The organism is Nocardia sp. NPDC052254 (assembly GCF_040679495.1).
Taxonomy (GTDB): Bacteria; Actinomycetota; Actinomycetes; order Mycobacteriales; family Mycobacteriaceae; genus Nocardia.
The window spans coordinates 195,906-218,132 of the sequence record NZ_JBFAUW010000008.1 but is presented as its reverse complement, the minus strand read 5'-3'; the positions used below and the strand labels follow the sequence as shown (position 1 = coordinate 218,132).

Here is a 22,227-nt window from a genome sequence, read left to right as displayed (position 1 = left end):
GTCGAACTCGGGCCGGTCGCTCACATCGAGGCGATGAGCCGATCCACGCGCTCGTCGACCGACCGGAACGGGTCCTTGCACAGCACCGTGCGCTGCGCCTGATCGTTCAACTTCAGATGCACCCAGTCGACGGTGAAATCACGACCGGCCTCCTGTGCCGCGGTGATGAAATCACCACGCAGCTTGGCCCGCGTCGTCTGCGGCGGCGTGGTCACCGCGGCATCGACCGCCTCGTCCTCGGTGAGGCGTTTGACCAGGCCCTTGCGCTGCAGCAGATCGAACACGCCACGGCCGCGCTTGATGTCGTGGTACGCCAGATCCAGCTGGGCGATCTTGGGATCGGACAGCTCCATCGAGTACCGGTCCTGATACCGCTGGAACAGCTTGCGCTTGATCACCCAGTCGATCTCGGTGTCGACCTTCGCGAAATCCTGCGCCTCGACCGCGTCCAGGGTGCGGCCCCACAGATCCACCACGGCATCCACCTGGGGATCGTGCTCTCGATTGCGCAGATGCTCGACCGCGCGCGTGAAGTACTCACGCTGGATCTCGAGCGCGCTGGCCTGCCTGCCACCGGCCAGCCGCACCGGACGGCGGCCCGTCAGATCGTGGCTGACCTCGCGGATCGCACGAATCGGGTTGTCGAGCGCGAAGTCGCGGAACGACACACCGGCCTCGATCATCTCCAGCACCAGCGCCGCCGTTCCCACCTTCAACATGGTGGTCGGCTCGGCCATGTTGGAGTCGCCGACGATCACATGCAGGCGGCGATACTTCTCCGCGTCCGCATGTGGCTCGTCCCGGGTGTTGATGATCGGCCGCGACCGCGTCGTCGCCGAGGACACCCCTTCCCAGATGTGCTCGGCCCGCTGTGACAGGCAGAATGTGGCCGCCTTCGGCGTCTGCAGGATCTTGCCCGCACCGCAGATCAGCTGCCTGGTCACCAGGAACGGCAACAGCACATCCGAGATCCTCGAGAACTCACCGGCGCGCACCACGAGGAAGTTCTCATGGCAGCCGTAGGAGTTACCCGCGGAATCGGTGTTGTTCTTGAACAGATAGATATCACCGCCGATCCCCTCCTCCGCCAAGCGCTGCTCGGCATCGATCAGCAACTCCTCGAGCACACGCTCACCCGCACGATCGTGGGTGACCAGCTGCACCAGCGAGTCACATTCGGCCGTCGCATACTCCGGATGGGAACCGACATCGAGATAGAGCCGAGCTCCGTTGCGGAGAAATACGTTCGAACTACGGCCCCAGGACACCACCCGGCGGAACAGATACCGGGCCACCTCGTCAGGACTCAACCGACGGTGACCGTGAAACGTGCACGTCACCCCGAACTCGGTTTCGATCCCCATAATTCGTCGCTGCACACTATCGACATTACAGCCAAGCCAACTCCGAAAGTGGCTGTGCGAGCAGACGGTTGCACAACAATATTTTTGGTGTGGTGTTATCTGCGGCGTGTTATCGGCACCGCGGGGTTTCGCGGGCACCGATCCACGGTGGTTCACGGCACAGAAACGCGTCGGCCCCGTTCTCCTGGCCGGAGAACAGGGCCGACTCGCATTGTCCGTATCGTCGACCTGGCGATCTACGGGTTGGAGGGATCCCCCGCGGACGGAGTTTCCGTTTCCGGCTTCTCGTCCTCACCGCCGGTGTTCGCCCCGGCGCCGGCCAGCAGCTCCTCCAGGCCGGTGTGGGCGATGCGGCGGAACGCCCGGCGCGGTCGGGCCTGCTCGAGAGTCGCCACCTCCAGCGAGGACACCGCGATCGCGCGCTTGTCCTTGTCGCCGTTGTCGGCCGAACCCTTCTGCAGCGCCTCCACGGCGGTGCGGATCGCGGCACTCAGTTCCAGGCCCGGCTGGTAGGTGTCCTTGAGTGCGGCGCTGATGGGGTCGGTATTGCCGCCCATCACCACGAAATCGCGCTCGTCGACGATGGAGCCGTCGAAGTTGATCCGGTACAGCACCGAATTCGACGCCTGCTCCGGATAGCCGACCTCACCGATGCAGATCTCCACCTCGTAGGGCTTGAGCTGGTCGGTGAAGATGGTGCCCAGTGTCGAGGCGTACATGTTCGCCAGCGCCCGGCCCGTCACATCGCGCCGGTCGTACTGGTAGCCCCGCAGATCGGCCTGCAGGATGCCACCGCGGCGCAGGCTCTCGAACTCGTTGTACTTACCGACCGCGGCGAATCCGATGCGGTCGTACAGCTCGCTCACCTTGTGCAGTGTCGCCGAGGGGTTCTCGGCGACGAACAACACACCTTTGTCGTACACCAGCACCACGACACTGCGACCCCGGGCGATGCCTTTGCGCGCGAGTTCGGTCTTGTCGCGCATGATCTGTTCGGCCGACGCGTAATACGGCAGTGTCATGCTGTAATCCCTTTCCGCATGCCCGGGCGGCCTCCGTGGTTACGCTTCGCTGCCGCCTCCGGCCGCTGACCGGTCATGCGGGGGCCCTCCCTTCTTCGGCCGCACGTTCGTCGACGATCGAGCGGGCGATCTGCTCGAGCCGCTCGTCGGTAACATCCAGTGCCCCTTCGGCATTGATGACGACGGCGGTCGGGTAGATCCCGCGCAGCAGATCCGGCCCACCGGTCGCGGTGTCGTCGTCGGACGCGTCCAGCAGCGATTCGACGGCGATGCGCAGGGCGCGGTCCTCGTCCATATCGCGGCTGTAGGTCTTCTTCAACGACGACTTGGCGAACATCGACCCCGAACCGGTGGCGGTGTAGCCGAAGCGTTCCTCGCTCCGGCCGCCGACCACGTCGTAGGACACGATGCGGCCGGCCCGCTGCGGATCGGTGGCCTCGAGGTCGTAGCCGACCAGGATCGGCACGACCGCCAGGCCCTGCATCGCCGCGGGCAGATTGTCGCGGACCATCTTCGACAGCTTGTTGGCCTTGCCGTCGAAGGTCAGCGGTACGCCCTCGATCTTCTCGTAGTACTCCAGCTCGACGGCGAACAGCCGGATCATCTCCACCGCTACACCCGCGGTACCGGCGATACCGGCCGCGGACAGCGAATCGGTGATGTACACCTTCTCCATATCGCGGCTGGCCAGCAGATTGCCCTGGGTGGCGCGGCGATCACCGGCGATGAGCACACCGCCGCGGTAGGTCACCGCGACGATGGTGGTGCCGTGCGGTGCCAGATCCTCCGCACCACCGGAGGCCCTGGACACCGCGCCGAAACCGTTGCCAGGCAACAGTTCCGGCGCGTTTTCCCGCAGATATTCCGAAAATGACGAGAGGGCGTACCCCATGTGGAGCCGCAAGGGGTCACCTGATGTCACTGGCCACCCTTCTGGACGTAGGCGCGCACGAAGTCCTCCGCGTTCTCCTCGAGCACATCATCGATCTCGTCGAGCAGGTCGTCGGTCTCGTCGGCCAGTTTCTCGCGACGTTCCTGCCCCGCGGCATCGACACCGGCCGCGTCGTCGTCCTCGTCGCCGCCACCGGCGCGCTTGGTCTGCTCTTGTGCCATAGCAGCCGACCTCCTCTACTGATCATCGGCGAGCATCGGATATGTCCGATGCTCGTGTATCAACACTACCCAGCGACGGCGACAACATGCCGGATTACATCGCAATGTGCCCCCGCCGCAACGTCACAGGACCCCGCGGACGCCGTCGTCGGCGAGGTCAGGACGTGAGCTGCTTGACCAGTTCCGCAGCGGTTCCGGCACCCTCGAGCAACTTGCCCACGTGGGATTTCGTACCCCGTCGCGGTTCCAGCGTGGGAATGCGGACCAGCGAATCACCGCCCAGATCGAAGATCACCGAATCCCAGCTCGCCGCCGCGATATCGGCCCCGAACCGGCGCAGGCACTCGCCCCGGAAATACGCGCGGGTATCGGTCGGCGGATTGGTCATCGCGTCGGTGACCTGCTGTTCGGTGACCAGCCGCTCCATCGAGCCACGCGCCACCAGACGGTTGTAGATACCCTTGTCCAGGCGCACGTCCGAATACTGCAGATCCATCAGATGCAGTTTCGGCGCCGCCCAGCCCAGCGCTTCGCGGCTGCGCATCCCCTCGAGCAGGCGCAGCTTGGCCGGCCAGTCCAGCAGGTGCGCGCACTCCAGCGGATCACGCTCGAGCAGGTCCAGGACGTGTGCCCACTTCTCCAGCACATCGGTGACCCGGGCGTCGGAGGTGCCCTCGCGATCGTGGAATTTCTCCACCCGATCGAGGTAGATCCGTTGCAGCGCAAGGCCGGTGAGCTCGCGGCCGTCGACCAGGGCCACCGTGGCGCGCAGCGTGGGATCGTGGCTGATGGTGTGCACCGCGGTCACCGGGCGCGCCAACTGCAGATCGGACAGGTCCTCGCCGGCCTCGATGAGATCCAGGACCAGCGCGGTGGTGCCGACCTTGAGGTAGGTCGACCATTCCGCCAGATTGGCGTCACCGATGATGACGTGCAGACGGCGATATTTGTCGGCGTCGGCGTGCGGTTCGTCGCGAGTGTTGATGATGCCGCGCTTGAGCGTGGTCTCCAGTCCGACCTCGACCTCGATGTAGTCCGCGCGCTGCGACAGCTGGAATCCGGCGTGATCACCGGACTGACCGATACCCACGCGGCCGGATCCGGACACCACCTGGCGGGACACGAAGAACGGTGTCAGCCCCACGATGATCTGATTGAAGGGCGTATCGCGGTTCATCAGGTAGTTCTCGTGGGTGCCGTAGGAGGCGCCCTTACCGTCGACATTGTTCTTGTACAGCTGCATGGGCGCGGCACCGGGAACGCTCGAGGCGTAACGTGCGGCCGCCTCCATCACGCGCTCGCCGGCCTTGTCCCAGATCACCGCGTCCAGCGGGTCGACCACCTCGGGTGCGGAGTACTCCGGGTGGGCGTGGTCGACGTAGAGCCGGGCACCGTTGGTGAGAATCATGTTCGCCGCGCCGACCTCGTCCGCGTCGATCACCGGCGCGGGCCCGTTGAGCCGGCCCAGATCGAAACCGCGAGCGTCGCGCAGCGGCGACTCCACCTCGTAGTCCCAGCGTGTGCGCTTGGCGCGGGGCACGCCCTCGGCCGCGGCGTAGGCCAGGACCGCCTGGGTGGATGTGAGAATCGGGTTGGCCGAGGGTTCGGTGGGCGTGGAGATGCCGTACTCGACCTCGATTCCGATGATGCGCTGCATGTGTCGAGCCTATGCGACGCGCGCTGTTCCCGGGGGCGTCCGGGTCCGGTCGCCGGCGCCGGCATTCGTGGGCACCGGTGAATTCAGTTGACCGACAGCGGGTCCGGCGCGACGGTGGCCGAACGAGCGACCAGGTCGGCGACGGTGGCGTCCCGTTCGAGCTGTACGCCGAGGCTGCGCGCATTGCTCTCCAGTAACCCGAGCACCGATTCGGTCACGATCGCCACGATCTGCTCCGAGCCCAGACCGCCGGCCGGGTCCGCACGCCAGCTGTTGACCACCGCGTCGACGAATCCGACGATGCCGAAGGCCATCGGCCGGACCCGCACCGGATCGATCCCGATCCGCACCGCCGCGGTCGCGAACAGATCCGCCAGCCGGGCCCCGATCCGGTCGCGGGCACCTGCCAGGGACTGCGACGAATCTCCTTGTGGCGCACCGGCAGTGAGGAACCGGTGTAGCTGCGGATGGGTGTCGACCCAGCCGACGTACGTGGAGACCGCGCCGCGCACGGCATCGCGGACGGTGCCGTCGAGCCGCAGTGTGGGCAGCAACTCGGTGAGCAGTGATTCCAGAATCCGCCCGCGGATCTGCTCGTCGAGATCGGCACGGCCGTCGAAATGGCGGTAGACGACCGGCCGGGGCAGGCCCAGCCGGTCGGCGATCTGCTGGACCGACACCTCGGCGCCGTTGTCCTCGATCACCGCGACCGCGGCGTCGATCACTTCGGCGCGCCGGCGCTGTTTATGGCTGTTCCAGCGCGTACTGCGGCCGTCCACACCGGCCGCCGCTCCCCGCCCCGCCGACCGCGGGGAGGATTTCGCACCGGACTCGCTCACGGCTCGACGATACCCGCGCCGTTTCGGCCCGGATGCGAGGTCTCACCATCTTGGCGTTACGCGGCGTCTCGGCAATTCAGGACGGCACCCGATCCAGGAAGCCGTGGACGCGGGCGATCCGATCCCCCTCGCGAACGACCACGTCGAAGCCCACGATCAGCGGCTCGGCGCCCGGTGCGCCGAGCGTCCAGGTGAACCGCAACTGATCGTGGTGCCCGTCGACCTCGCCGAGTGCGAAGCGCATCCCGGCGAACTGCTGCCGGACCCCGGCGATCATCTCGTCGATCGCGGCCACTCCCGCGACATCGGCCAGCGGGTCGGTGTAGGTGGCCGCGGGCAGGTACAACTCGTCGAGGAGTGCGCGCCGGACCGCGCCGTCGCCGGTGTTCCAGCTCTCGATGTAGCGCTCGGCGAGGACCGTGTGTGTTTCGTATTCGCTCATGTTTCGAGCATCGGCGATTCCGGGCACGGAGTCGATTACCCGCCGGGTAATGCCGGTGCGCGCCGAATCCGTTGCGGCACATCCGGAAACGGTGCGCGATCGCCTACAGCACCGAGCGCACCGACTGCTCGTCGCGTGCCACCACCGCGCGGCCGTCCGCGGTGACCACGATCGGACGCTGAATCAGCTTCGGTGTGCCGACCAGCGCCTCGATCCATTGGTCCCGATCGGCCGGCGTGCGCGACCACCCGGGCATACCGAGTTCGGTGGCCTCCGCCTCACCGGTCCGGGTGATGTCCCACGGTTCCAGGCCCAGCTGCGACAGCACCGTGCGCAACTCCTCGGCGGTGGGCGGCTCGTCGAGATAGCGCCGCTCGACGTAGTCCACGCCGGCCTCGTCCAGGGCGGCCTTGGCGGCGCGGCTCTTCGAGCAGCGGGGATTGTGCCAGATCTGCGTCTGTCCGGATGTCATGGACGAAACCCTAGTGCCGCGCTCACAGGTGCATCCAGGTCGGCCAGATGCGCGACCAGGACTGTTTCGGGCCCACACATTCGAAGAGCGTGACATCGCGGGTGTTGCCCGCGAAGCCGATTCGGGTGTCGACCCGGCCGACGGCGGTGAGCTCGCCACACTGCCCGCGCAGCGCGAGTTCCGGGCCGCCGACGATCAGCGCCGTATCGGCGGTATCCGGGGGTGCGGCGAAATAGCCGAACCCCCGGTTGGGGCTGTACACCGGCGGCAGGTCGGTGCGCCCGAGCTGGTCCAGCGCGGCGGCCTGCCAGTACGTGTCGGTGATGATCACCGCGTTCTCCCGGCGTTCGGCCGGGAGCGCCCGGTAGGCGCCGACGACGGCGGTGGTCAGTTCGGGCCAGCCGAACTGACCGTAGGTGCCGATCTGGATGGCGGCGCTCGCCTCGTCGCCCGGGTTCTCGATCTCCGAGGCCGGGCGCCAGGGCAGCGACACCGCGATCGTCGCCATCGCGACCACGGCGAACACGACCGTCACCGTGCCCCAGACCCGGCGGCGAACCACCGTCCTCGACCGCAGCCAGTGGGTGAGCCCGACCGCACCGGCCGCCATCACGACCGCGAACATTCCCGACGGGTAGTACACCCGGCCGCCGGTGATCAGGAAGACGACCTCGAGCAGGAGCAGGCTCACACCGAGGAACAGGTAGGGCCGCAACGGCGTCCAGCGCAGCAGGGTCCACACACCGATCAGCAGCACCGGCACGCCGAGCGCCCCGGCCAGGATCACCGACATCGGCACGAACAACGCACGGCCGCCCAGTACCGCTTGCTCCGAGGCGATCGCGGCACTCATCGACAACTGCGGCCAGCCGTGGTGAGCCTGCCAGATCACCTGCGGGACCGCGGTGAGTACGGTCAGCACCGCACCCACCCACAACAGGGGACGCCGCAGCAGATCCCGCGGCCCGAAGATCAGGCAGCTCACCGCGACCGCCGCCCAGAAGAACGGGATCAGCCATTTGATCTGCAGATCCAGCGCGGTGATCACGCCCGCGGCCAGCAGCAGCCAATCCCGCCGGGTCCGCACCCATCGCACCAGCAGCCAGGTGATCAGCACCCACAGCGCGGTATCGATCGCATTGGTGGTCAGCATCGAGCCCTGCAGCAGCAGGAACGGTGAACCGGCGTAGGCCAGCGCGGCGATCACCTGCGCCGACCGGCCACCACCGAATTCCCGAGCGATGAAGGCGCACAGCACGATTGCCGCCACGGTGAGCAGCACCGCGGGCCAGCGCAGCGCGGGATAGGACCCGGGGACCAGGAAGTCCATCATCCGCGCCAGCAACGGCAACATCGGCCCCTGATCGGCGTAGCCCCAGCTCAGCCGGCGACCGGCGGCCAGAAAGTACAGCTCGTCGCCGAAATACCCGTACTTCGACGCCGCGAACAGCAAGGCCGCACCGCCGAGCACCGCGATCGGCACAATCGCGGCCCAGGCCGGCGGCGGCAGGGCCGGCGCGGCATCGGCGTCGGCGGATTCGGTCCCGGAAGCGAGCAGATCTGTCACCGGCACGCTCCGAACCGGCGTTCATCAGCGGACATACGTCGAATATATCGATCACACCCGGGCCCTGTCGTCGCCCCACATTCCCATCCGAGGTCACTCCCGAGAGGTATTCGCACCGCGTCGTCCGCGGCGGGTCACGGCCGCCAGGACCGGAATTCGACCAGCTGACCGGGCCGGGCCTGTCCCAGCAGATCGACGTCGGCATCGATCACGGTGCCGACCACCGGATACCCGCCGGTGATGGGACGATCGGCCAGCAGGACCACCGGGCGGCCCGCGGGCGGGACCTGGATCGCGCCCAGAGCCATTCCCTCGGTGGGCAATTCGGCGTCGTCGATCCGGCGCAGGGGTGGTGCGCCGCCGGCCCGGTCGAGCCGGATGCCGATCCGGTCGGCCTCGGGCGACACCCGCCACGCACCGGCGAACAGATCCTCCGGCGAGGTGAACCATTCCGCCCGCGGTCCGAGGCGGACCCGCGCCCGCACCGGGGCACCGGTGAGCGGCACCACCGGCGCGATGTCCACGACCGGCCAGCCGCGCGCCGGGGCACCCACCGGCAGAATGTCGCCGCGGCGCAACGGTTCCGGCCCCAAACCCGCCAGGGTGTCGCGGCTGCGCGAGCCCAGGACCGGTTCCACCGCGATACCGCCGCGTACCGCCAGATAACAGCGCAGACCCGTCGCCGCGACCCCCAGCCGCACCTGCCGCCCGGCCTCGACGAACAGCACCGATGCGACCGGTTCGGCCCGGCCGCCGACGGTGACCGGCGCCGGGGCACCCGTGACCGCCACCACCGCGGGCAGGTCGAATTCGACGGTCAGCCCGCCCAGGACACATTCGATCGCCGCCGCCGATTCGGCATTGCCGACCAGGCGGTTCGCCAGTCGCACCGCGGCGCGGTCCACGGCGCCGGACTCCCCCACCCCGGCATGAAACCAGCCCGGCCGACCGAGATCCTGCACCGTGCTCGCCGGACCCGGGTCGAGGATGTGTAGCCGGGGCGTCGGGCGTCGCGGCCGGGCGTTCATCGGTCCACCGCCACGAATCGCACCTCGGTTCCGGCCCGCAGCAGGGCGGGCTCGGCACGCCCGAGATCCCACAGCACCAGCTCGGTATGGCCGATGATCTGCCAACCACCAGGTGAGCTGCGCGGATAGATCGCGCTGTATCCACCGGCGAGCGCGACCGAACCGGCCGGGACCGCGGTCCGCGCCTGCGCACGACGCGGCACCGCCAGCTCGGCGTCCCCGGCCCGGAGGTAGCCGAAGCCGGGGGCGAAACCGATGAAGGCGCAGTGCCAGCGCGCCTCGGTGTGCCGCCGCACCAGTTCGCCGGCAGTGATGCCGAGCAGTCCGGCGGCCACGTCGAGATCGGGTCCGTCGTAGTTCACCGGCACGGTCACCGCGGGCACGGCGGCCGGGTCCGATGCCCCGTCGGCCGCGGCCGGTTGCAGTGCGCGCAAACGAGTTTCGATCGCGGCGGCGTCGACGCCGGGCACCAGGGTCACCAGGACGGTCCGGGCCGCCGGCAGCAGATCGGCCACGCCGTCGATGGGTGTGCGCCGCAGCTGCTCGAGCAGCAGCGGCAGGTGCGCGGGGTCGTTGGGTTCGACGAGGAACGCGCGGTCACCGGCGGGACGGACGATCACCGCCGTCATACGAAGCTCCGCACTTCGACGCCGCGGTCCAGCAATGCCTGGCGGATCGTGCGAGCCATGTGCACGGCATCGGGAGAATCGCCGTGCACGCACAGGCTCCGCACGCCGACTCGCACCTCCTCGCCGCCGGCGGTGCTGGTCCGCCCGCTCACCGCGATCGACACCGCCTGCCGCAGCGCCGCCTCCGGGGATAGCAGCGCGCCCGCGGTGCCGCGCGGTACCAGCGTCGCCGCCGGTGTGTACCCGCGATCGGCGAATCCTTCTGTGTGGAACGGAATTCCGGCCACCGCGGCGGCCGTGGCCAACGCCGAGCCGGCGGGCCCGAGCAGGCTCAGATCGCCCAGGCCGGTCAGCGCCGCGACCACCGCGGCGGCCACCGATTCGTCACGTGCGGCCGAATGGTAGAGCGCACCATGAGGTTTGACGTAGCGGACCCGATCACCGGCCGCACGAGCGATCGCGTCGAGCGCACCGATCTGATACAGCGATTCCGCCGTCAATTCGGCCGGGCTCAGCGCCAGCTCGCGGCGACCGAATCCCGCGAGATCGCGATAGGAGATGTGGGCGCCGATGCGCACCCCGTTGGCGACGGCCAGATCACAGGTGCGCCGCATGATCGCGGGATCGCCGGCATGGAATCCGCAGGCGATGTTCGCGCTGGTCACGATGTCGAGCAGGGCGGCGTCGTCGCCCATCGTCCAGGCGCCGAACCCCTCCCCCAGATCACTGTTCAGGTCGATCACCACGTGGCACCATCTCCTGTCTCGCGGTCGTATCCACCATCATCTTCCCCTTCGCCCGACGGGGGTCTGCCATCCGGCGGGCACCGCCCGGGACATCACACCTAGGCTGCGAGCATGGGTGAGATCATCGCCGTCTACGACGCAGTCGGCAACGAGATCGGCAGCGCCGAGCGCTCGGTGGTCTATGCCGAGGGGCTCTGGCACGCCAGCGCCGGCGTGCTGGTGCGCTCGCTGGACGGGCACCGCGTGTATGTGCACCGGCGCACCGACACCAAGGCGGTGTTCGCGGGAATGCACGACTGTCTCGCCGGCGGTGTGGTCGGTCCCGGGGAGGAGCCCGCGCAGGCGGCCGCTCGCGAACTCGCCGAAGAGCTCGGCATCGTCGCACCCGATCCCGGTCCACGCGCCGTGGCCCGCACATCTTGGGACGGCGTCTGGGCCGGCCGGCCCATGCGGTGCCACCTGTTCGCCTACGAAGTGCGATGGGACGGGCCGATCAGCCATCAGCCGGAGGAGATCGCCGAGGGATGGTGGTGGACCGACGGCCGGTTGCGCGCACAGCTCGCCGATCCGTCCTGGCCGTTCGTACCGGATACCCGGCTGCTCGCCGACCGATTGCTGCTGCCCGGACCGCCGACCGATCCGGTCCGCTAGCCCGAGGAGGTCACCGCGCCGGCCCAGGCCGCGAAGGCGCCCGGATTGCGGGTCTGCAGGAGCACGCGGCCGGGGCCCGAGAAATCGAAGACCAGCCCCTCACCGGAGGTCAGCGACTGCAGTGAACGGCCCGAAACCGCCCGGCGGATACCGAATTTCATCGCCAGGTCGTAGGCCACCACATGACCGCAGTCGATGGTCACCGATTCGCCCGGCTGCAGATCGATCATGTCGATCGCACCGAAGACACCGACCACGACCTCGCCCTGGCCGTCGGCACGCAGCCCGAATCCGCCCTCACCGCCGAACATGTTCGCGAAACCGCCCCATTTCGTCTCCACCTGCACACCATGGGAATTGGCGATCCAGCTGCCGCGGCTGATGAAGTACGGGCGATCCGCGGCGATCGGCAGTGCGAGCATGTCGCCCGGCAGCGCGGGCGCGACATCCACCCAGCCACCCTGCGGTGGCGCGGTGAACGTGGAGACGAAGAACGATTCGCCGGCCAGTACCGAGCGCTTGAGCCCCGCCAGGAACCCGCCCTCGGCCCGAGCCGCCAGGCTCACTCCCGCCGAATGCGCCACCAACGCACCGGTTTCCGCGCGCAACGGCTCCCCACCCGCGAGAAAACACCGCGCCACCGTGGACGACGGATTATGGCGCAACACCACCTGCATATCCGCGACGTTAGCAGCGCTGGACCCGGCGTGTCCCATTCACATGCGTCATGTGCCCCGGCATGGAATGATGCCGGGCATCGCGGCCCGGCCGGGGTGAACCCCGCCGGTCCCGATCGAACCGAACCCACGATACGAATGTCGGAGGCCCTGCCCGGTGCACAACGATTCGCGTTTCCCGAAGTCCGATCTCGACCACTCCACCCCCCGATCGCGCAGAACGGCGGTGCGTAGTGTGCTGGCGGCGGCGGGAACGGCAATCGCCCTGCTGTCGGGCGGCGTCGCCGCCGCGACGCCGGTCCCGGTCCACACCCAGGCCCCCGGTTGCATGACTCCCGGCGACGGGCAGCCCAACGGCAAGCAGTGGCCCGCGCCGCCCGCGATGACGGTCGATCCCCAAGCCGCCTACGACGCGACGCTGGAGACCAACTGCGGCACGATCACCGCTTCCCTGGAGGCCGGCCGCGCACCGCAGACCGTGAATTCGTTCGCGTTCCTGGCCGGTGAGCAGTTCTTCGACCACACCCACTGCCACCGCCTGACCACCGAGGGCATCTTCGTCCTGCAGTGCGGCGATCCCACGGCCAACGGCACCGGCGGTCCGGGCTACAAGTTCGCCGACGAGAACCTGGCCGGCGCCACCTACCCCGCGGGCACGCTGGCGATGGCCAATTCCGGCCCGAACACCAACGGCAGCCAGTTCTTCCTGGTCTACGCCGACAGCCAGCTGCCGCCCAACTACACCCCCTTCGGCCGGATCACCGGCGGAATGGACGTGCTGCAGAACATCGCCGCGGGTGGTACCAAGGACGGATCCGGCGACGGCGCACCGGCCTCCGATATTGTGCTCGACTCGGTGGCCACTGCCCGGCGCTGACAACCGGATACGACGAAGGCCGCGCTCGCGATGCGGGCGCGGCCTTCGTGTGTTGTGGATGTGGCGCGGTGGTTCCTAGAGGTACTGACCCGTATTGGATTCGGTATCGATCGCCCGGCTGGCCGAGGCGTTCTTACCGGTAACCAGCGTGCGGATGTAGACGATCCGCTCGCCCTTCTTACCCGAAATACGTGCCCAGTCATCCGGATTGGTGGTGTTGGGCAGGTCCTCGTTCTCGGAGAACTCGTCGACAATCGAATCGAACAGGTGCTGGATGCGCAGACCCGGATTACCGGTTTCGAGCACCGCCTTGATCGCGTACTTCTTGGACCGGTCCACGATGTTCTGAATCATGGCGCCGGAGTTGAAGTCCTTGAAGTACAGGACTTCCTTGTCACCGTTGGCGTAGGTGACCTCCAGGAAGCGGTTGTCCTCGCTCTCGGCGTACATCCGGTCCACGACCTTCTCGATCATCGCCTTCACGCACTTGGCGTGATCACCGGCGAATTCGGCAAGGTCGTCGGCGTGCAGGGGCAGCCCCTCGGTGAGGTACTTGGAGAAGATGTCCTGTGCCGCTTCGGCATCCGGGCGCTCGATCTTGATCTTCACATCGAGGCGGCCGGGACGCAGAATCGCCGGATCGATCATGTCCTCACGGTTGGAGGCACCGATCACGATGACGTTCTCGAGGCCCTCGACGCCGTCGATCTCCGACAGCAACTGGGGCACGACCGTGGTCTCCACATCCGAGGAGACACCGGAACCGCGGGTGCGGAAGATCGAATCCATCTCGTCGAAGAACACGATCACCGGGGTGCCCTCGGAGGCCTTCTCCCGCGCGCGCTGGAAGATGATGCGGATGTGACGCTCGGTCTCACCGACGAACTTGTTCAGCAGTTCGGGGCCCTTGATGTTGAGGAAGAAGGACTTTGCCTCCTTGGCGTCCTCACCACGAGCCTCGGCGATCTTCTTGGCCAGCGAATTGGCGACGGCCTTGGCGATCAACGTCTTACCGCAGCCGGGCGGACCGTAGAGGAGCACGCCCTTGGGCGGGCGCAGCGCGTACTCACGGAACAGATCCTTGTGCAGGAAGGGCAGTTCCACCGCATCGCGGATCTGCTCGATCTGCCGGCCCAGGCCACCGATGTCCTCGTAACCGACATCGGGCACCTCTTCGAGCACCAGATCCTCGACCTCGGCCTTGGGGATGCGCTCGAAGGCGAATCCGGCCTTGGTGTCGACCAGCAGGGAGTCACCGGGACGTAGCCGCCGGGTGGGCTGGTCGGGATCCTCGAGATCGTCCGCGTCGACCAGCGCCGACAGCGGGCCCGACAGCCATACCACGCGCTCCTCGTCGGCGTGGCCGACCACCAGAGCGCGGCGGCCGTCGTCGAGGACCTCACGCAGGGTGCCGATCTCACCGGTCCGATCGAAGGTGCCGGCCTCCACCACGGTCAATGCCTCGTTCAGACGCACGGTCTGGCCGTAGTGCAATTCGGTGGTGTCGATATTCGGCGAACACGTCAGGCGCATCTTGCGTCCGGAGGTGAACACGTCGACCGTCTGGTCTTCGTACACACCGATCAGCACGCCGTAGCCACTGGGCGGCTGGCCCAGCCGATCGACCTCCTCACGCAGCGCCACCAATTGCTGACGAGCCTCTTTCAGAGTGTCCATCAGTTTGGTGTTGCGAATCGTCAGCGAATCGATACGAGCTTCCAATTCCCTTGAACGATCCGGCGAGTCGGCGAGTTGCCTACGGAGTGCAGCCGCCTCGGCGCGTACCACCTCGAGTTCTCTCCAGGCCGCCGAATCCGAATTCTCGATGGGGCTCATGATGCTGCTCCTCCCAGTCCCGGTCTATCAACGCTACCGGGCGCGAACCGTTCCCGCTTTCCGACATGGTTTCGTCGTGATCACATCTCAGCTGCGGTCTACCTGCCCGGGCAACCATGTTAGCCTGCCCTAACCTGCATTCGGCGAGTTATTCGCCGGACCGAACCGAAAGGTCTAGCCGATGCTCCTTCCTACCCGCCACAGCGATACTTCCGACAGTGGCAACACCTGCTTCAGGAGCAACGCCGTCCGGGTCGCCACTGTTTCCGGTGCGCGCCGCCCCGGCTTCCGTCTTGCCACGGCTACCGCTTTCGCCGCGCTCGCCGTTACCGCCATCACAGCATGCGGGTCCGACAATTCCAATGACTCGACGGCGGCGAGCAGCACTTCGGCAACCTCGGCCGCGGCCGCGACCGGCGCGGCCACCGTCGCCGCGCCCACCGCCGAGGAGCTGCAGGCCACCCTCAACGGCTTCGTCGATCCCGCGAAACCGACCGCCGAGAAGGAGAAACTGGTGGTCGGCGGCGACAAGCGGACAGCCAACATCGACACCATGACCAAGGGCCTGGCCAACTACGGCACCATCACCTTCACCGTGGCCGACATCAAGACCGACGGCGATCAGGCCACGGGACAGGTCACCATCACCTCGCCGCACGGCCCGGCCGGTCCGATGCCGATGACCTGGCAGCACTCCGCGACCGGCTGGCAGCTCTCCGACGCCTCGGCCTGCCAGATCCTGGCCATGGGCATGGCGCCCTGCCAGCCCTGATCGACACCGAGACGGCCCGGTCCCGATACGCCACAGGCGAACGGGGCCGGGCCGTCTCGATCGCGGACCCCGCGGTTCTCAGCCCTTGGAAGGCCGGCGTTGCGGTTTCGGGGCCACCACGCCGTCGGCGAGGCGCCGGACGCTCACCAGGAACGCCGTATGGCCCTGCATGCGGTGCTCGGGGCGCACCGCCAGGCCCACCACATGCCACGGCCGCACCAGCGATTCCCAGGAACGCGGCTCGGTCCAGCACTGTTGCCGGCGCAGCGCCTCCACCACCTCCGACAGCTGGGTGACCGTCGCGACGTAGACCATCAGCACACCGCCGGGAATCAGCGCCTCCGCCACCGCCGGCAGCGCGTCCCAGGGTTTGAGCATGTCCAGCACCACCCGGTCGACCTGGTCGCCGTCGTACTCGGCGACGTCGCCGAGCGTGAGCGTCCAGTTGTCCGGGCGTTCGCCGAAGAATCGCTCGACATTGCGGACCGCGTGTTCGGCGTGGTCCTCGCGGATCTCGTAGGAGCGCACGCTGCCGTCCGGGCCGACCGCGCGCAACAGCGAGCAGGTCAGTGCGCCCGATCCGGCGCCCGCCTCGAGCACCCGCGCGCCGGGGAAGACATCGCCCTCGTGCACGATCTGGGCGGCGTCCTTCGGATAGATCACCGCGGCCCCACGCGGCATCGACAGCACATAGTCGACCAGCAGCGGCCGGAGCGCGAGATACGGTGTGCCGTTGGCGGATTGGACCACGGAGCCCTCGTCGGACCCGATCAGGTCGTCGTGGGAGATCGGGCCCTTGTGGGTGTGGAACTCCTTGCCCGGCTCCAGGACGACGGTGTGTTGCCTGCCCTTGGCATCGGTCAGCTGCACCCGGTCCCCCGTGGCGAATGGGCCGGTCCGTCTGGCCGTCATGTATCTCCGCTCTCCTGTGCGTCATTTCCGCGGGCGGTATCGCGCCGCCGAATGTGTCGGTACCCGCGGATAGCCTGCCAGGTATGTCCGCACCACCGACGGCGACCCCGTCCGAATTGCCGGCCGCTTCCAGCGGCCCGGCGTTGTCACCTTCGCGGGCAATGGATTTCCGGCAATGTCCGTTGAAATACCGATTGCGCGCCATCGACCGGATTCCGGAAACACCCGGCCGCGCGGCCGTGCGTGGAACGGTTGTGCACTCGGTCCTCGAAGCGCTCTACGGGTTACCTCGCGGTGATCGCGTTCCGGATCGCGCGCTGACGCTGGCAGAACCGGCCTGGCTACGTTTGCTGGAAGATCGCCCAGAGGTGGGGGCGGTCGTCGAATCGGGTGGTCTCGCACCATTTCTCGACGAGGTGAGCGGGCTGGTCCGCGGGTACTACCGGCTCGAGAACCCCACCGGATTCGATCCGGAATCGTGTGAGTCGCTGGTCGAGGTCCGCCTCGAGGACGGTTCACCGTTGCGCGGATACGTCGACCGGATCGATATCGCGCCGGACGGCAGGCTGCGAGTCGTCGATTACAAGACCGGCCGGGTCCCGGCGCCCGATGCCGAACAGCGGGCGTTGTTCCAGCTGAAGTTCTACGCATTGATCGTCTACCGCACCCGGGGCGTGGTCCCGGCCCAGCTCCGGCTGATCTACCTGGGGGCCGACGAGATCCTCACCTACACGCCCGACGCCGGTGAGCTGGAGCGCTTCGAGCGCATCGTGTCCGCACTGTGGACGGCGATCACCGCCGCCGGGCGCGACGGGGACTTCCCGCCACAGCCCGGCTGGATGTGCAAATTCTGCGAGTACCAGCCGCTGTGTCCCGCTTTCGGCGGCACGCCACCGCCGTATCCGGGCTGGCCCGCGGACACCGCCGCAACGGTGCCGCGGCCCTGAGCGGTTCCGGTCAGAAGGCCCGGCAGGATCGGATATCGGTGGCGAGAATTGCCTTGGCACCGAGTTCGGCGAGCTGATCCATCAGGTCGTTGCCGGCCGAACGCGGCACCAGCGCGCGCACGGCGACCCAGTCCGGATCGGTCAGCGGCGAGACCGTGGGCGACTCCAGGCCGGGCGTGATCGCGGCGGCGCGCTCGAGCAGATCCTTCGGGCAGTCGTAGTCCAGCATCAGATACTGCTGAGCGAAGACCACACCCTGGACGCGGGCGACGAACTGATTGCGGGCCCGGTCGCCGTGGTCGGCACCGGTGGCCTCGATCAGCACCGCTTCGGAATCGCACAGCGATTCGCCGAAGGCCACCAGGTCGTGCTGGCGCAGCGTGCGGCCGGAACCGACCACATCGGCGATGGCGTCGGCCACACCGAGCTGGATCGAGATCTCCACCGCGCCGTCGAGGCGGATCACCTCGGCCTCGATTCCGCGGCGCTGCAGATCCCGCAACACGAGATTCGGGTAGCTGGTGGCGATCCGCTTGTCGTAGAGGTCTTCGACCTTCCACTCGGCTCCGGCGGGGGCGGCATAGCGGAAGCTGGAGCGGCCGAAACCCAGGCTCAGGCGTTCCTGCACCGGCGCACCGGAGTCCAGAGCCAGATCACGGCCGGTGATGCCCAGGTCCAGACGTCCCGACCCGACATAGATCGCGATGTCCTTGGGGCGCAGGAAGTAGAACTCGACCTGGTTGGCGTTGTCGATCACCGACAGATCGCGTGAATCGGTGCGTTTGCGGTACCCGGCCTCGGTGAGGATTTCGACGGCCGATTCCGACAGAGAGCCCTTGTTGGGGACTGCGACGCGGAGCATGGGGTGTCCTTTCGGAACGGAGTGACCAAGGAGTGTCAGGGAGCGGTAGGACCGCATCGCCCGGCGGCCGGCACGGCCGCGGGCGGATACCTGTCACAGATGTCGGTACACGTCCTCGAGCCGCAGACCGCGGCCCACCATCAGCACCTGAACCCAGTAGAGGAGCTGGGAGATCTCCTCGGCGAGCTGGTCGTCGGTCTCGTGTTCGGCCGCGATCCACACCTCGCCGGCCTCTTCGATCACCTTCTTGCCCTGCGCATGCACCCCGGCGTCCAATGCCGCGACGGTTGCGGAACCTTCCGGACGGTTGGCCGCACGATCCTGCAGCTCGGCGAACAGGGATTCGAAAGTCTTCACGGGACGCCATTCTTTCAGACGACCGCACATGTCCCGCAATCGGTTATCGAGGTCGGCGCCGGGCGGCGATATCGATGTGTGCGGGCTCACCCGGCGGCCGGTCCGCCGATGCCCGGGACCGGGCGATCGATGCGGTAGAGATAATGCCACCCGTCGTCGACCGGATTGTCCGGCGGGAGTAGTCCGGCGGATATCCGCCGCATCCCGGCCTTCTCCAGCGCCCGCCACGATGCCCGGTTCGCGGCGGCGACGGGAATCACCACCGCCGGCGCGCCGGGGTGATCGATCCAGGTGGCGGCGAGCACCGCCCGCAGTACGGCGGGACCCAGTCCCCGGCCCACGCGCCGGGGGTCACCGATCAGGTAATCCAGCGATATCGCGTCGACGGGAACATCGGCGAGTGGCCGGACCTCGTCGAGGTAATCCGGCCAGTCGCCCCACCGAATCCATTGCACCAGACCGACCGGCACACCGTCGGCGCTGACGAGCAGATCCTGCGCGGCCACCTCACCGCGGGCGGTGGGGCCGAAATCGCGTTCGATCGCCCGCGGATCGGGGTCGTGATTCCACCAGCGCCGCACATGCGGCTGTGCGAGCCACTCCCCCAGGAGCGCGAAATCATCCGGGGTGAGTGGACGCCACGTGATGCGAGTTACCGCGGGGCCGGTCACACGGCCGAGAATAGCGACCGTGCCGGGCACACAGCCGGTTCCGCGCGGGCTCTTGCCGAAGCCGAATCCGGTGGCGCGCCGCGGCGCCGTCGGCACCGCGGCGCGACCGGATCACGCCTCGGACGCGAGCAACTCCTCGAGTTCGGCCACCGCCCGGCGCAGTTCGCCGGCGAAGCGCTCCATCTGGCCCGCCACCGCCTTCGGGGTGGCGAGATAGAGGTTCCACCGATCGGGCAGCAGCACATAGGCCACCCCGATACAGGTGGGACTGGTGCAACCGAAACCGAAGTATTCGACGTTCACCGACGGCGCCGAACTGGTGCTCAGATAGTCGTCACGGGTGATCACCCAGCCGGGGCTGTCGTAGAACGGCATCGGCTCGGTGGCATCCAGTTCGGCGCCACGCCGGCGCTGGATCCACTGCAGCTCCCACAGATGTTGTTCGGGCGCCTCACCGCGCTGGCACTGCTTGGCGCGGTCCACATGCGCGGTCGCGGCCGCGCGAGCCGCGGCCACCCGGGCCGCCGGACCGGCGGACGAGTCGTCCATGGCGGCAACGAATTCCAGCAGCTGCGGGGTGACCACCCGCATCGCCTCGGTGCGCCCGTTGCGGTACTGCCGGGTGGCGATGGATTCGTAGGTCGCGCCCAGCTTGCCCTTGCTACGCTGATGGGCGAGCTGATAACTCAACTGCGCGAACGCGTCCGGGGAGATGCCGAGTTGTTTGGCACGCCCGGTCCCGAAGTTCTCGAACGACACCGTGGTGGTGGCGTTGTCGGCCACGAACTGCGCGAAGTCCGCGGCCGCCGCGGAGATCCGGGCCCGCATCGGCTCGTCGAGGCGGAATTCGATGGGCTCCACCGAGGGCAGCCCCTGCGGCGTCGCCCCCGAACTCGCCGCGTGATCGGCCACCGGGGTCTGCAGCAGGGCGTCGACGAACGACAGGATGGTGGTGCCGTCGAGGCCACAGTGCTCGACGTTGATGCCGGCGCTGCCGTCGGCGAAGACGATCAGCGAGACCGCCTTGTCGAACCAGCGGTTGCCACTGTCACCGTGCAGCAGCTGATCGCAGGCGGTGAGCTCGTCGGCGGGCGTCACATCGTCGAGGCAGACACAGAACAGCGCGGTCTCGATCGTTTCCAGGGCCGCCGCATTGTCCGGGTCGGCGGCCAACTGCCCACGCACGCCGGCCCATTCGGCCCGCGCCAGGGTGGTCAGATGCCCGGCCGAGCGGGCCACCGGAACCTGCTCCGGCGCCGCTTTGAGGACCGCGCGCAGACCGTCGGCGAGATCCTCCGGGGCGTGCGCCACACCGGCCGCGCCGATGACCTCCATGCGGAACATCGCACCATGGTGGAAGACCACGATGTGCCGGGCCTGCGACGGGCCCGGCCAGGTGTCGCTGTAGGGCACCCGGACGCTGTCCTGCGGATCGCCCGGAATTCGGGTCTCGGAGAACAGGAACTTGTTCTGCGCCATCGAGAAGTGCGCACCGCGCTGGACGACCGGCGCGATCTCCTCCCGGTCGAGCAGCAGCTTGTAGTTCACGGCGGCGGTGATCAGCCCGGCCGCACGCTCGGCCTGCTGATCCGAGGTCGAGCGCGCCAGCGGGGTGTCGTCGCGGAACAGGAAGAAGAAGTTGGCGTTGACCGCGATCCGGTCGCGCCGGCCCAGATACCGGGAGGGCCAGAACTCGTCGAGCCAGCTGCCCACACCCGGTGTCCGGTCGAACCGTTCCAGATCGGCGTGCAGGATCCGGCCGGGCCCGTCGGCGCGCAGCAGATCGGCCACCGTGCGCTCGGTGGCCGCGTATTCGTCCTCCGACAGCAGCGGTCGCGACCATTCCAGGAAACGCGCGCAGCTGTCGTCGAGCGTGGGCAGCGGTACGCGCGGCAGCTGATCGTCGAAGGCGAAGGTACGGTCGGTCACGGGCGGTCCTCGGGGGTCGATGCGGGTTCGGATGGTGCGGAATCGTCTACTACCGGCCTGGAGATGTAGAGATGGGCGTGCAGCCAGCCGTCGGATTCGTATCCGGTGGTATCGATTCCGTTGGCGGACAAGGTGTTCACCACCTGTTGCTGTTCGGCGGCGGAGGCGAAGCGACGCTGCCGGAAGGTCCCGGGGCGGCGCTCGGTCCGGTAACCCAGTGCGGCGAGTTCGCGCGCGATCGGCTCGAACGCGTACATCCGCAGCACGAAGTGTGCCATCCACGGTAACCGCGTGCCGTGTGCGCGGGCCACCCGCGTCAGCGTGCTGCCGGTGACGTAACCGACGCAACCGGTGGAGATCACCAGATCGGCGGCACCGAGCACCCTGCGCTGAGATTCGGTGGGATCGCGCGATTCCAGGTCGGCATGGACGGTTTCGTGCAGCAGACCGGTGGCCGCGGCGTAGTCCAGCGCCGGCGCCGAGGCGTCCATGCCGATCAGGCGCACCCGCGGTAACCGGTCGTCGGCGGCCAGCCGAGCCCGGTCGCGGGCGATGCAGGTCGCGGTATCGGCACCGCCGTAGTGGTCGGCCAATTCCGCGACGGTGGTTCCGAATCGCAGCACCGCGGCGTTCACACCATAGGAACAGCCCAGATCCAGCACGGTCGGCACGATGCCCGTTGTCGCCTCGTACTCGTCGATGAGTTCGGCGAACGCCGGCCTCGCCAACTCCGGTATGCGGTAATCCAGTTCGGCCATCCGCCGGCAGTATGCGCTCGGGTCGGGTCGGTCGTAGATGTCGTCGAACGACGCTTTACCGGTGCTGTGCATCGAAACCGTCACGGGCAGTCCTCCAGT

General features: G+C 67.9%; 24 protein-coding genes. 4 read left to right on the top strand and 20 right to left on the bottom strand.

Going from position 1 to position 22,227, the window contains the following annotated elements; all coding sequences use genetic code 11:
• Positions 1 to 20: 20 nt before the first annotated feature.
• The 12 genes from pafA to AB0L57_RS21335 all read right to left on the bottom strand — a co-directional run bounded on the left by pafA (position 21) and on the right by AB0L57_RS21335 (position 10,879).
• Positions 21 to 1,379 carry a Pup--protein ligase gene (gene pafA, locus AB0L57_RS21390; RefSeq protein WP_364964776.1) on the bottom strand — a complete coding sequence of 453 codons (1,359 nt, stop codon included), beginning with the start codon at positions 1,377 to 1,379 and terminating at the stop codon, positions 21 to 23.
• 221 nt (positions 1,380 to 1,600) lie between these two features.
• Positions 1,601 to 2,386 (bottom strand): proteasome subunit alpha, encoded by a 786-nt coding sequence (prcA, locus tag AB0L57_RS21385; RefSeq protein WP_364964773.1) that lies wholly within the window; start codon positions 2,384 to 2,386, stop codon positions 1,601 to 1,603.
• Positions 2,387 to 2,459: 73 nt separating this feature from the next.
• On the bottom strand, positions 2,460 to 3,278 hold the full coding sequence (gene prcB / locus AB0L57_RS21380; protein WP_364965075.1) for a proteasome subunit beta: 819 nt from the start codon (positions 3,276 to 3,278) through the stop codon (positions 2,460 to 2,462).
• A gap of 26 nt (positions 3,279 to 3,304) precedes the next feature.
• Positions 3,305 to 3,499 carry a ubiquitin-like protein Pup gene (locus tag AB0L57_RS21375; protein ID WP_025349636.1) on the bottom strand — a complete coding sequence of 65 codons (195 nt, stop codon included), beginning with the start codon at positions 3,497 to 3,499 and terminating at the stop codon, positions 3,305 to 3,307.
• A gap of 157 nt (positions 3,500 to 3,656) precedes the next feature.
• Entirely contained in the window at positions 3,657 to 5,156 is a 1,500-nt protein-coding gene (dop, locus tag AB0L57_RS21370) for a depupylase/deamidase Dop (protein ID WP_364964768.1), read from the bottom strand.
• An 83-nt stretch (positions 5,157 to 5,239) separates the two neighbouring features.
• Entirely contained in the window at positions 5,240 to 5,995 is a 756-nt protein-coding gene (locus tag AB0L57_RS21365; RefSeq protein ID WP_364964766.1) for a TetR/AcrR family transcriptional regulator, read from the bottom strand.
• Positions 5,996 to 6,071: 76 nt separating this feature from the next.
• Complete coding sequence (locus tag AB0L57_RS21360) at positions 6,072 to 6,437, bottom strand: nuclear transport factor 2 family protein (protein WP_364964764.1); 366 nt, start codon at positions 6,435 to 6,437, stop codon at positions 6,072 to 6,074.
• Between the two features lie 103 nt (positions 6,438 to 6,540).
• Positions 6,541 to 6,909, bottom strand: coding sequence for an arsenate reductase family protein (locus tag AB0L57_RS21355; protein ID WP_364964762.1), 369 nt, complete (start codon positions 6,907 to 6,909; stop codon positions 6,541 to 6,543).
• A gap of 22 nt (positions 6,910 to 6,931) precedes the next feature.
• A complete protein-coding gene (locus AB0L57_RS21350) occupies positions 6,932 to 8,476 on the bottom strand; it encodes a glycosyltransferase family 39 protein (RefSeq protein ID WP_364964761.1) in 1,545 nt (514 codons plus the stop codon).
• A 134-nt stretch (positions 8,477 to 8,610) separates the two neighbouring features.
• Entirely contained in the window at positions 8,611 to 9,504 is an 894-nt protein-coding gene (locus AB0L57_RS21345; protein WP_364964758.1) for a biotin-dependent carboxyltransferase family protein, read from the bottom strand.
• The gene (locus tag AB0L57_RS21340; RefSeq protein WP_364964756.1) at positions 9,501 to 10,133 is read right to left on the bottom strand and encodes an allophanate hydrolase subunit 1; all 633 of its coding nucleotides are present in this window, start codon (positions 10,131 to 10,133) and stop codon (positions 9,501 to 9,503) included. The genes AB0L57_RS21345 and AB0L57_RS21340 overlap by 4 nt, the downstream gene beginning before the upstream one ends.
• Positions 10,130 to 10,879 (bottom strand): 5-oxoprolinase subunit PxpA, encoded by a 750-nt coding sequence (locus AB0L57_RS21335; RefSeq protein ID WP_364964753.1) that lies wholly within the window; start codon positions 10,877 to 10,879, stop codon positions 10,130 to 10,132. Before AB0L57_RS21335 ends, AB0L57_RS21340 begins: the two co-directional genes overlap by 4 nt.
• A 111-nt stretch (positions 10,880 to 10,990) precedes the next feature.
• Here AB0L57_RS21335 and AB0L57_RS21330 point away from each other — a divergent pair, with 111 nt between their 5' ends.
• The gene (locus AB0L57_RS21330) at positions 10,991 to 11,530 is read left to right on the top strand and encodes an NUDIX domain-containing protein (RefSeq protein ID WP_364964750.1); all 540 of its coding nucleotides are present in this window, start codon (positions 10,991 to 10,993) and stop codon (positions 11,528 to 11,530) included.
• Here the strand turns inward: AB0L57_RS21330 and AB0L57_RS21325 are convergent.
• Positions 11,527 to 12,207, bottom strand: a complete 681-nt coding sequence (locus AB0L57_RS21325; protein WP_364964747.1) for a TIGR00266 family protein — start codon at positions 12,205 to 12,207, stop codon at positions 11,527 to 11,529. The genes AB0L57_RS21330 and AB0L57_RS21325 overlap by 4 nt on opposite strands.
• Before the next feature lie 226 nt (positions 12,208 to 12,433).
• On the opposite strand from AB0L57_RS21325, the gene AB0L57_RS21320 reads away from it, so the two are divergent.
• Positions 12,434 to 13,084, top strand: coding sequence for a peptidylprolyl isomerase (locus AB0L57_RS21320; RefSeq protein WP_364964743.1), 651 nt, complete (start codon positions 12,434 to 12,436; stop codon positions 13,082 to 13,084).
• Positions 13,085 to 13,159: 75 nt separating this feature from the next.
• Here the strand turns inward: AB0L57_RS21320 and arc are convergent, their stop codons facing one another.
• The gene (gene arc / locus AB0L57_RS21315) at positions 13,160 to 14,920 is read right to left on the bottom strand and encodes a proteasome ATPase (protein WP_364964740.1); all 1,761 of its coding nucleotides are present in this window, start codon (positions 14,918 to 14,920) and stop codon (positions 13,160 to 13,162) included.
• Between the two features lie 181 nt (positions 14,921 to 15,101).
• Here arc and AB0L57_RS21310 point away from each other — a divergent pair, with 181 nt between their 5' ends.
• The gene (locus AB0L57_RS21310; RefSeq protein ID WP_364964738.1) at positions 15,102 to 15,692 is read left to right on the top strand and encodes a hypothetical protein; all 591 of its coding nucleotides are present in this window, start codon (positions 15,102 to 15,104) and stop codon (positions 15,690 to 15,692) included.
• A 78-nt stretch (positions 15,693 to 15,770) separates the two neighbouring features.
• Here the strand turns inward: AB0L57_RS21310 and AB0L57_RS21305 are convergent, their stop codons facing one another.
• Positions 15,771 to 16,604 (bottom strand): tRNA (adenine-N1)-methyltransferase, encoded by an 834-nt coding sequence (locus AB0L57_RS21305; protein WP_364964735.1) that lies wholly within the window; start codon positions 16,602 to 16,604, stop codon positions 15,771 to 15,773.
• Positions 16,605 to 16,687: 83 nt separating this feature from the next.
• Here AB0L57_RS21305 and AB0L57_RS21300 point away from each other — a divergent pair, with 83 nt between their 5' ends.
• On the top strand, positions 16,688 to 17,551 hold the full coding sequence (locus AB0L57_RS21300; RefSeq protein WP_364964733.1) for a RecB family exonuclease: 864 nt from the start codon (positions 16,688 to 16,690) through the stop codon (positions 17,549 to 17,551).
• A 10-nt stretch (positions 17,552 to 17,561) separates the two neighbouring features.
• Here the strand turns inward: AB0L57_RS21300 and hisG are convergent, their stop codons facing one another.
• From hisG to AB0L57_RS21275, 5 genes are all read right to left on the bottom strand, one after another.
• Complete coding sequence (gene hisG / locus AB0L57_RS21295; RefSeq protein WP_364964731.1) at positions 17,562 to 18,413, bottom strand: ATP phosphoribosyltransferase; 852 nt, start codon at positions 18,411 to 18,413, stop codon at positions 17,562 to 17,564.
• Positions 18,414 to 18,506: 93 nt separating this feature from the next.
• Complete coding sequence (locus tag AB0L57_RS21290) at positions 18,507 to 18,770, bottom strand: phosphoribosyl-ATP diphosphatase (protein WP_227982465.1); 264 nt, start codon at positions 18,768 to 18,770, stop codon at positions 18,507 to 18,509.
• A gap of 86 nt (positions 18,771 to 18,856) precedes the next feature.
• Positions 18,857 to 19,441 (bottom strand): GNAT family N-acetyltransferase, encoded by a 585-nt coding sequence (locus tag AB0L57_RS21285; RefSeq protein WP_364964728.1) that lies wholly within the window; start codon positions 19,439 to 19,441, stop codon positions 18,857 to 18,859.
• 111 nt (positions 19,442 to 19,552) lie between these two features.
• A complete protein-coding gene (locus tag AB0L57_RS21280) occupies positions 19,553 to 21,370 on the bottom strand; it encodes a choline/carnitine O-acyltransferase (RefSeq protein ID WP_364964726.1) in 1,818 nt (605 codons plus the stop codon).
• Positions 21,367 to 22,212 (bottom strand): class I SAM-dependent methyltransferase, encoded by an 846-nt coding sequence (locus AB0L57_RS21275; protein WP_364964724.1) that lies wholly within the window; start codon positions 22,210 to 22,212, stop codon positions 21,367 to 21,369. Before AB0L57_RS21275 ends, AB0L57_RS21280 begins: the two co-directional genes overlap by 4 nt.
• Positions 22,213 to 22,227 lie beyond the last annotated feature (15 nt).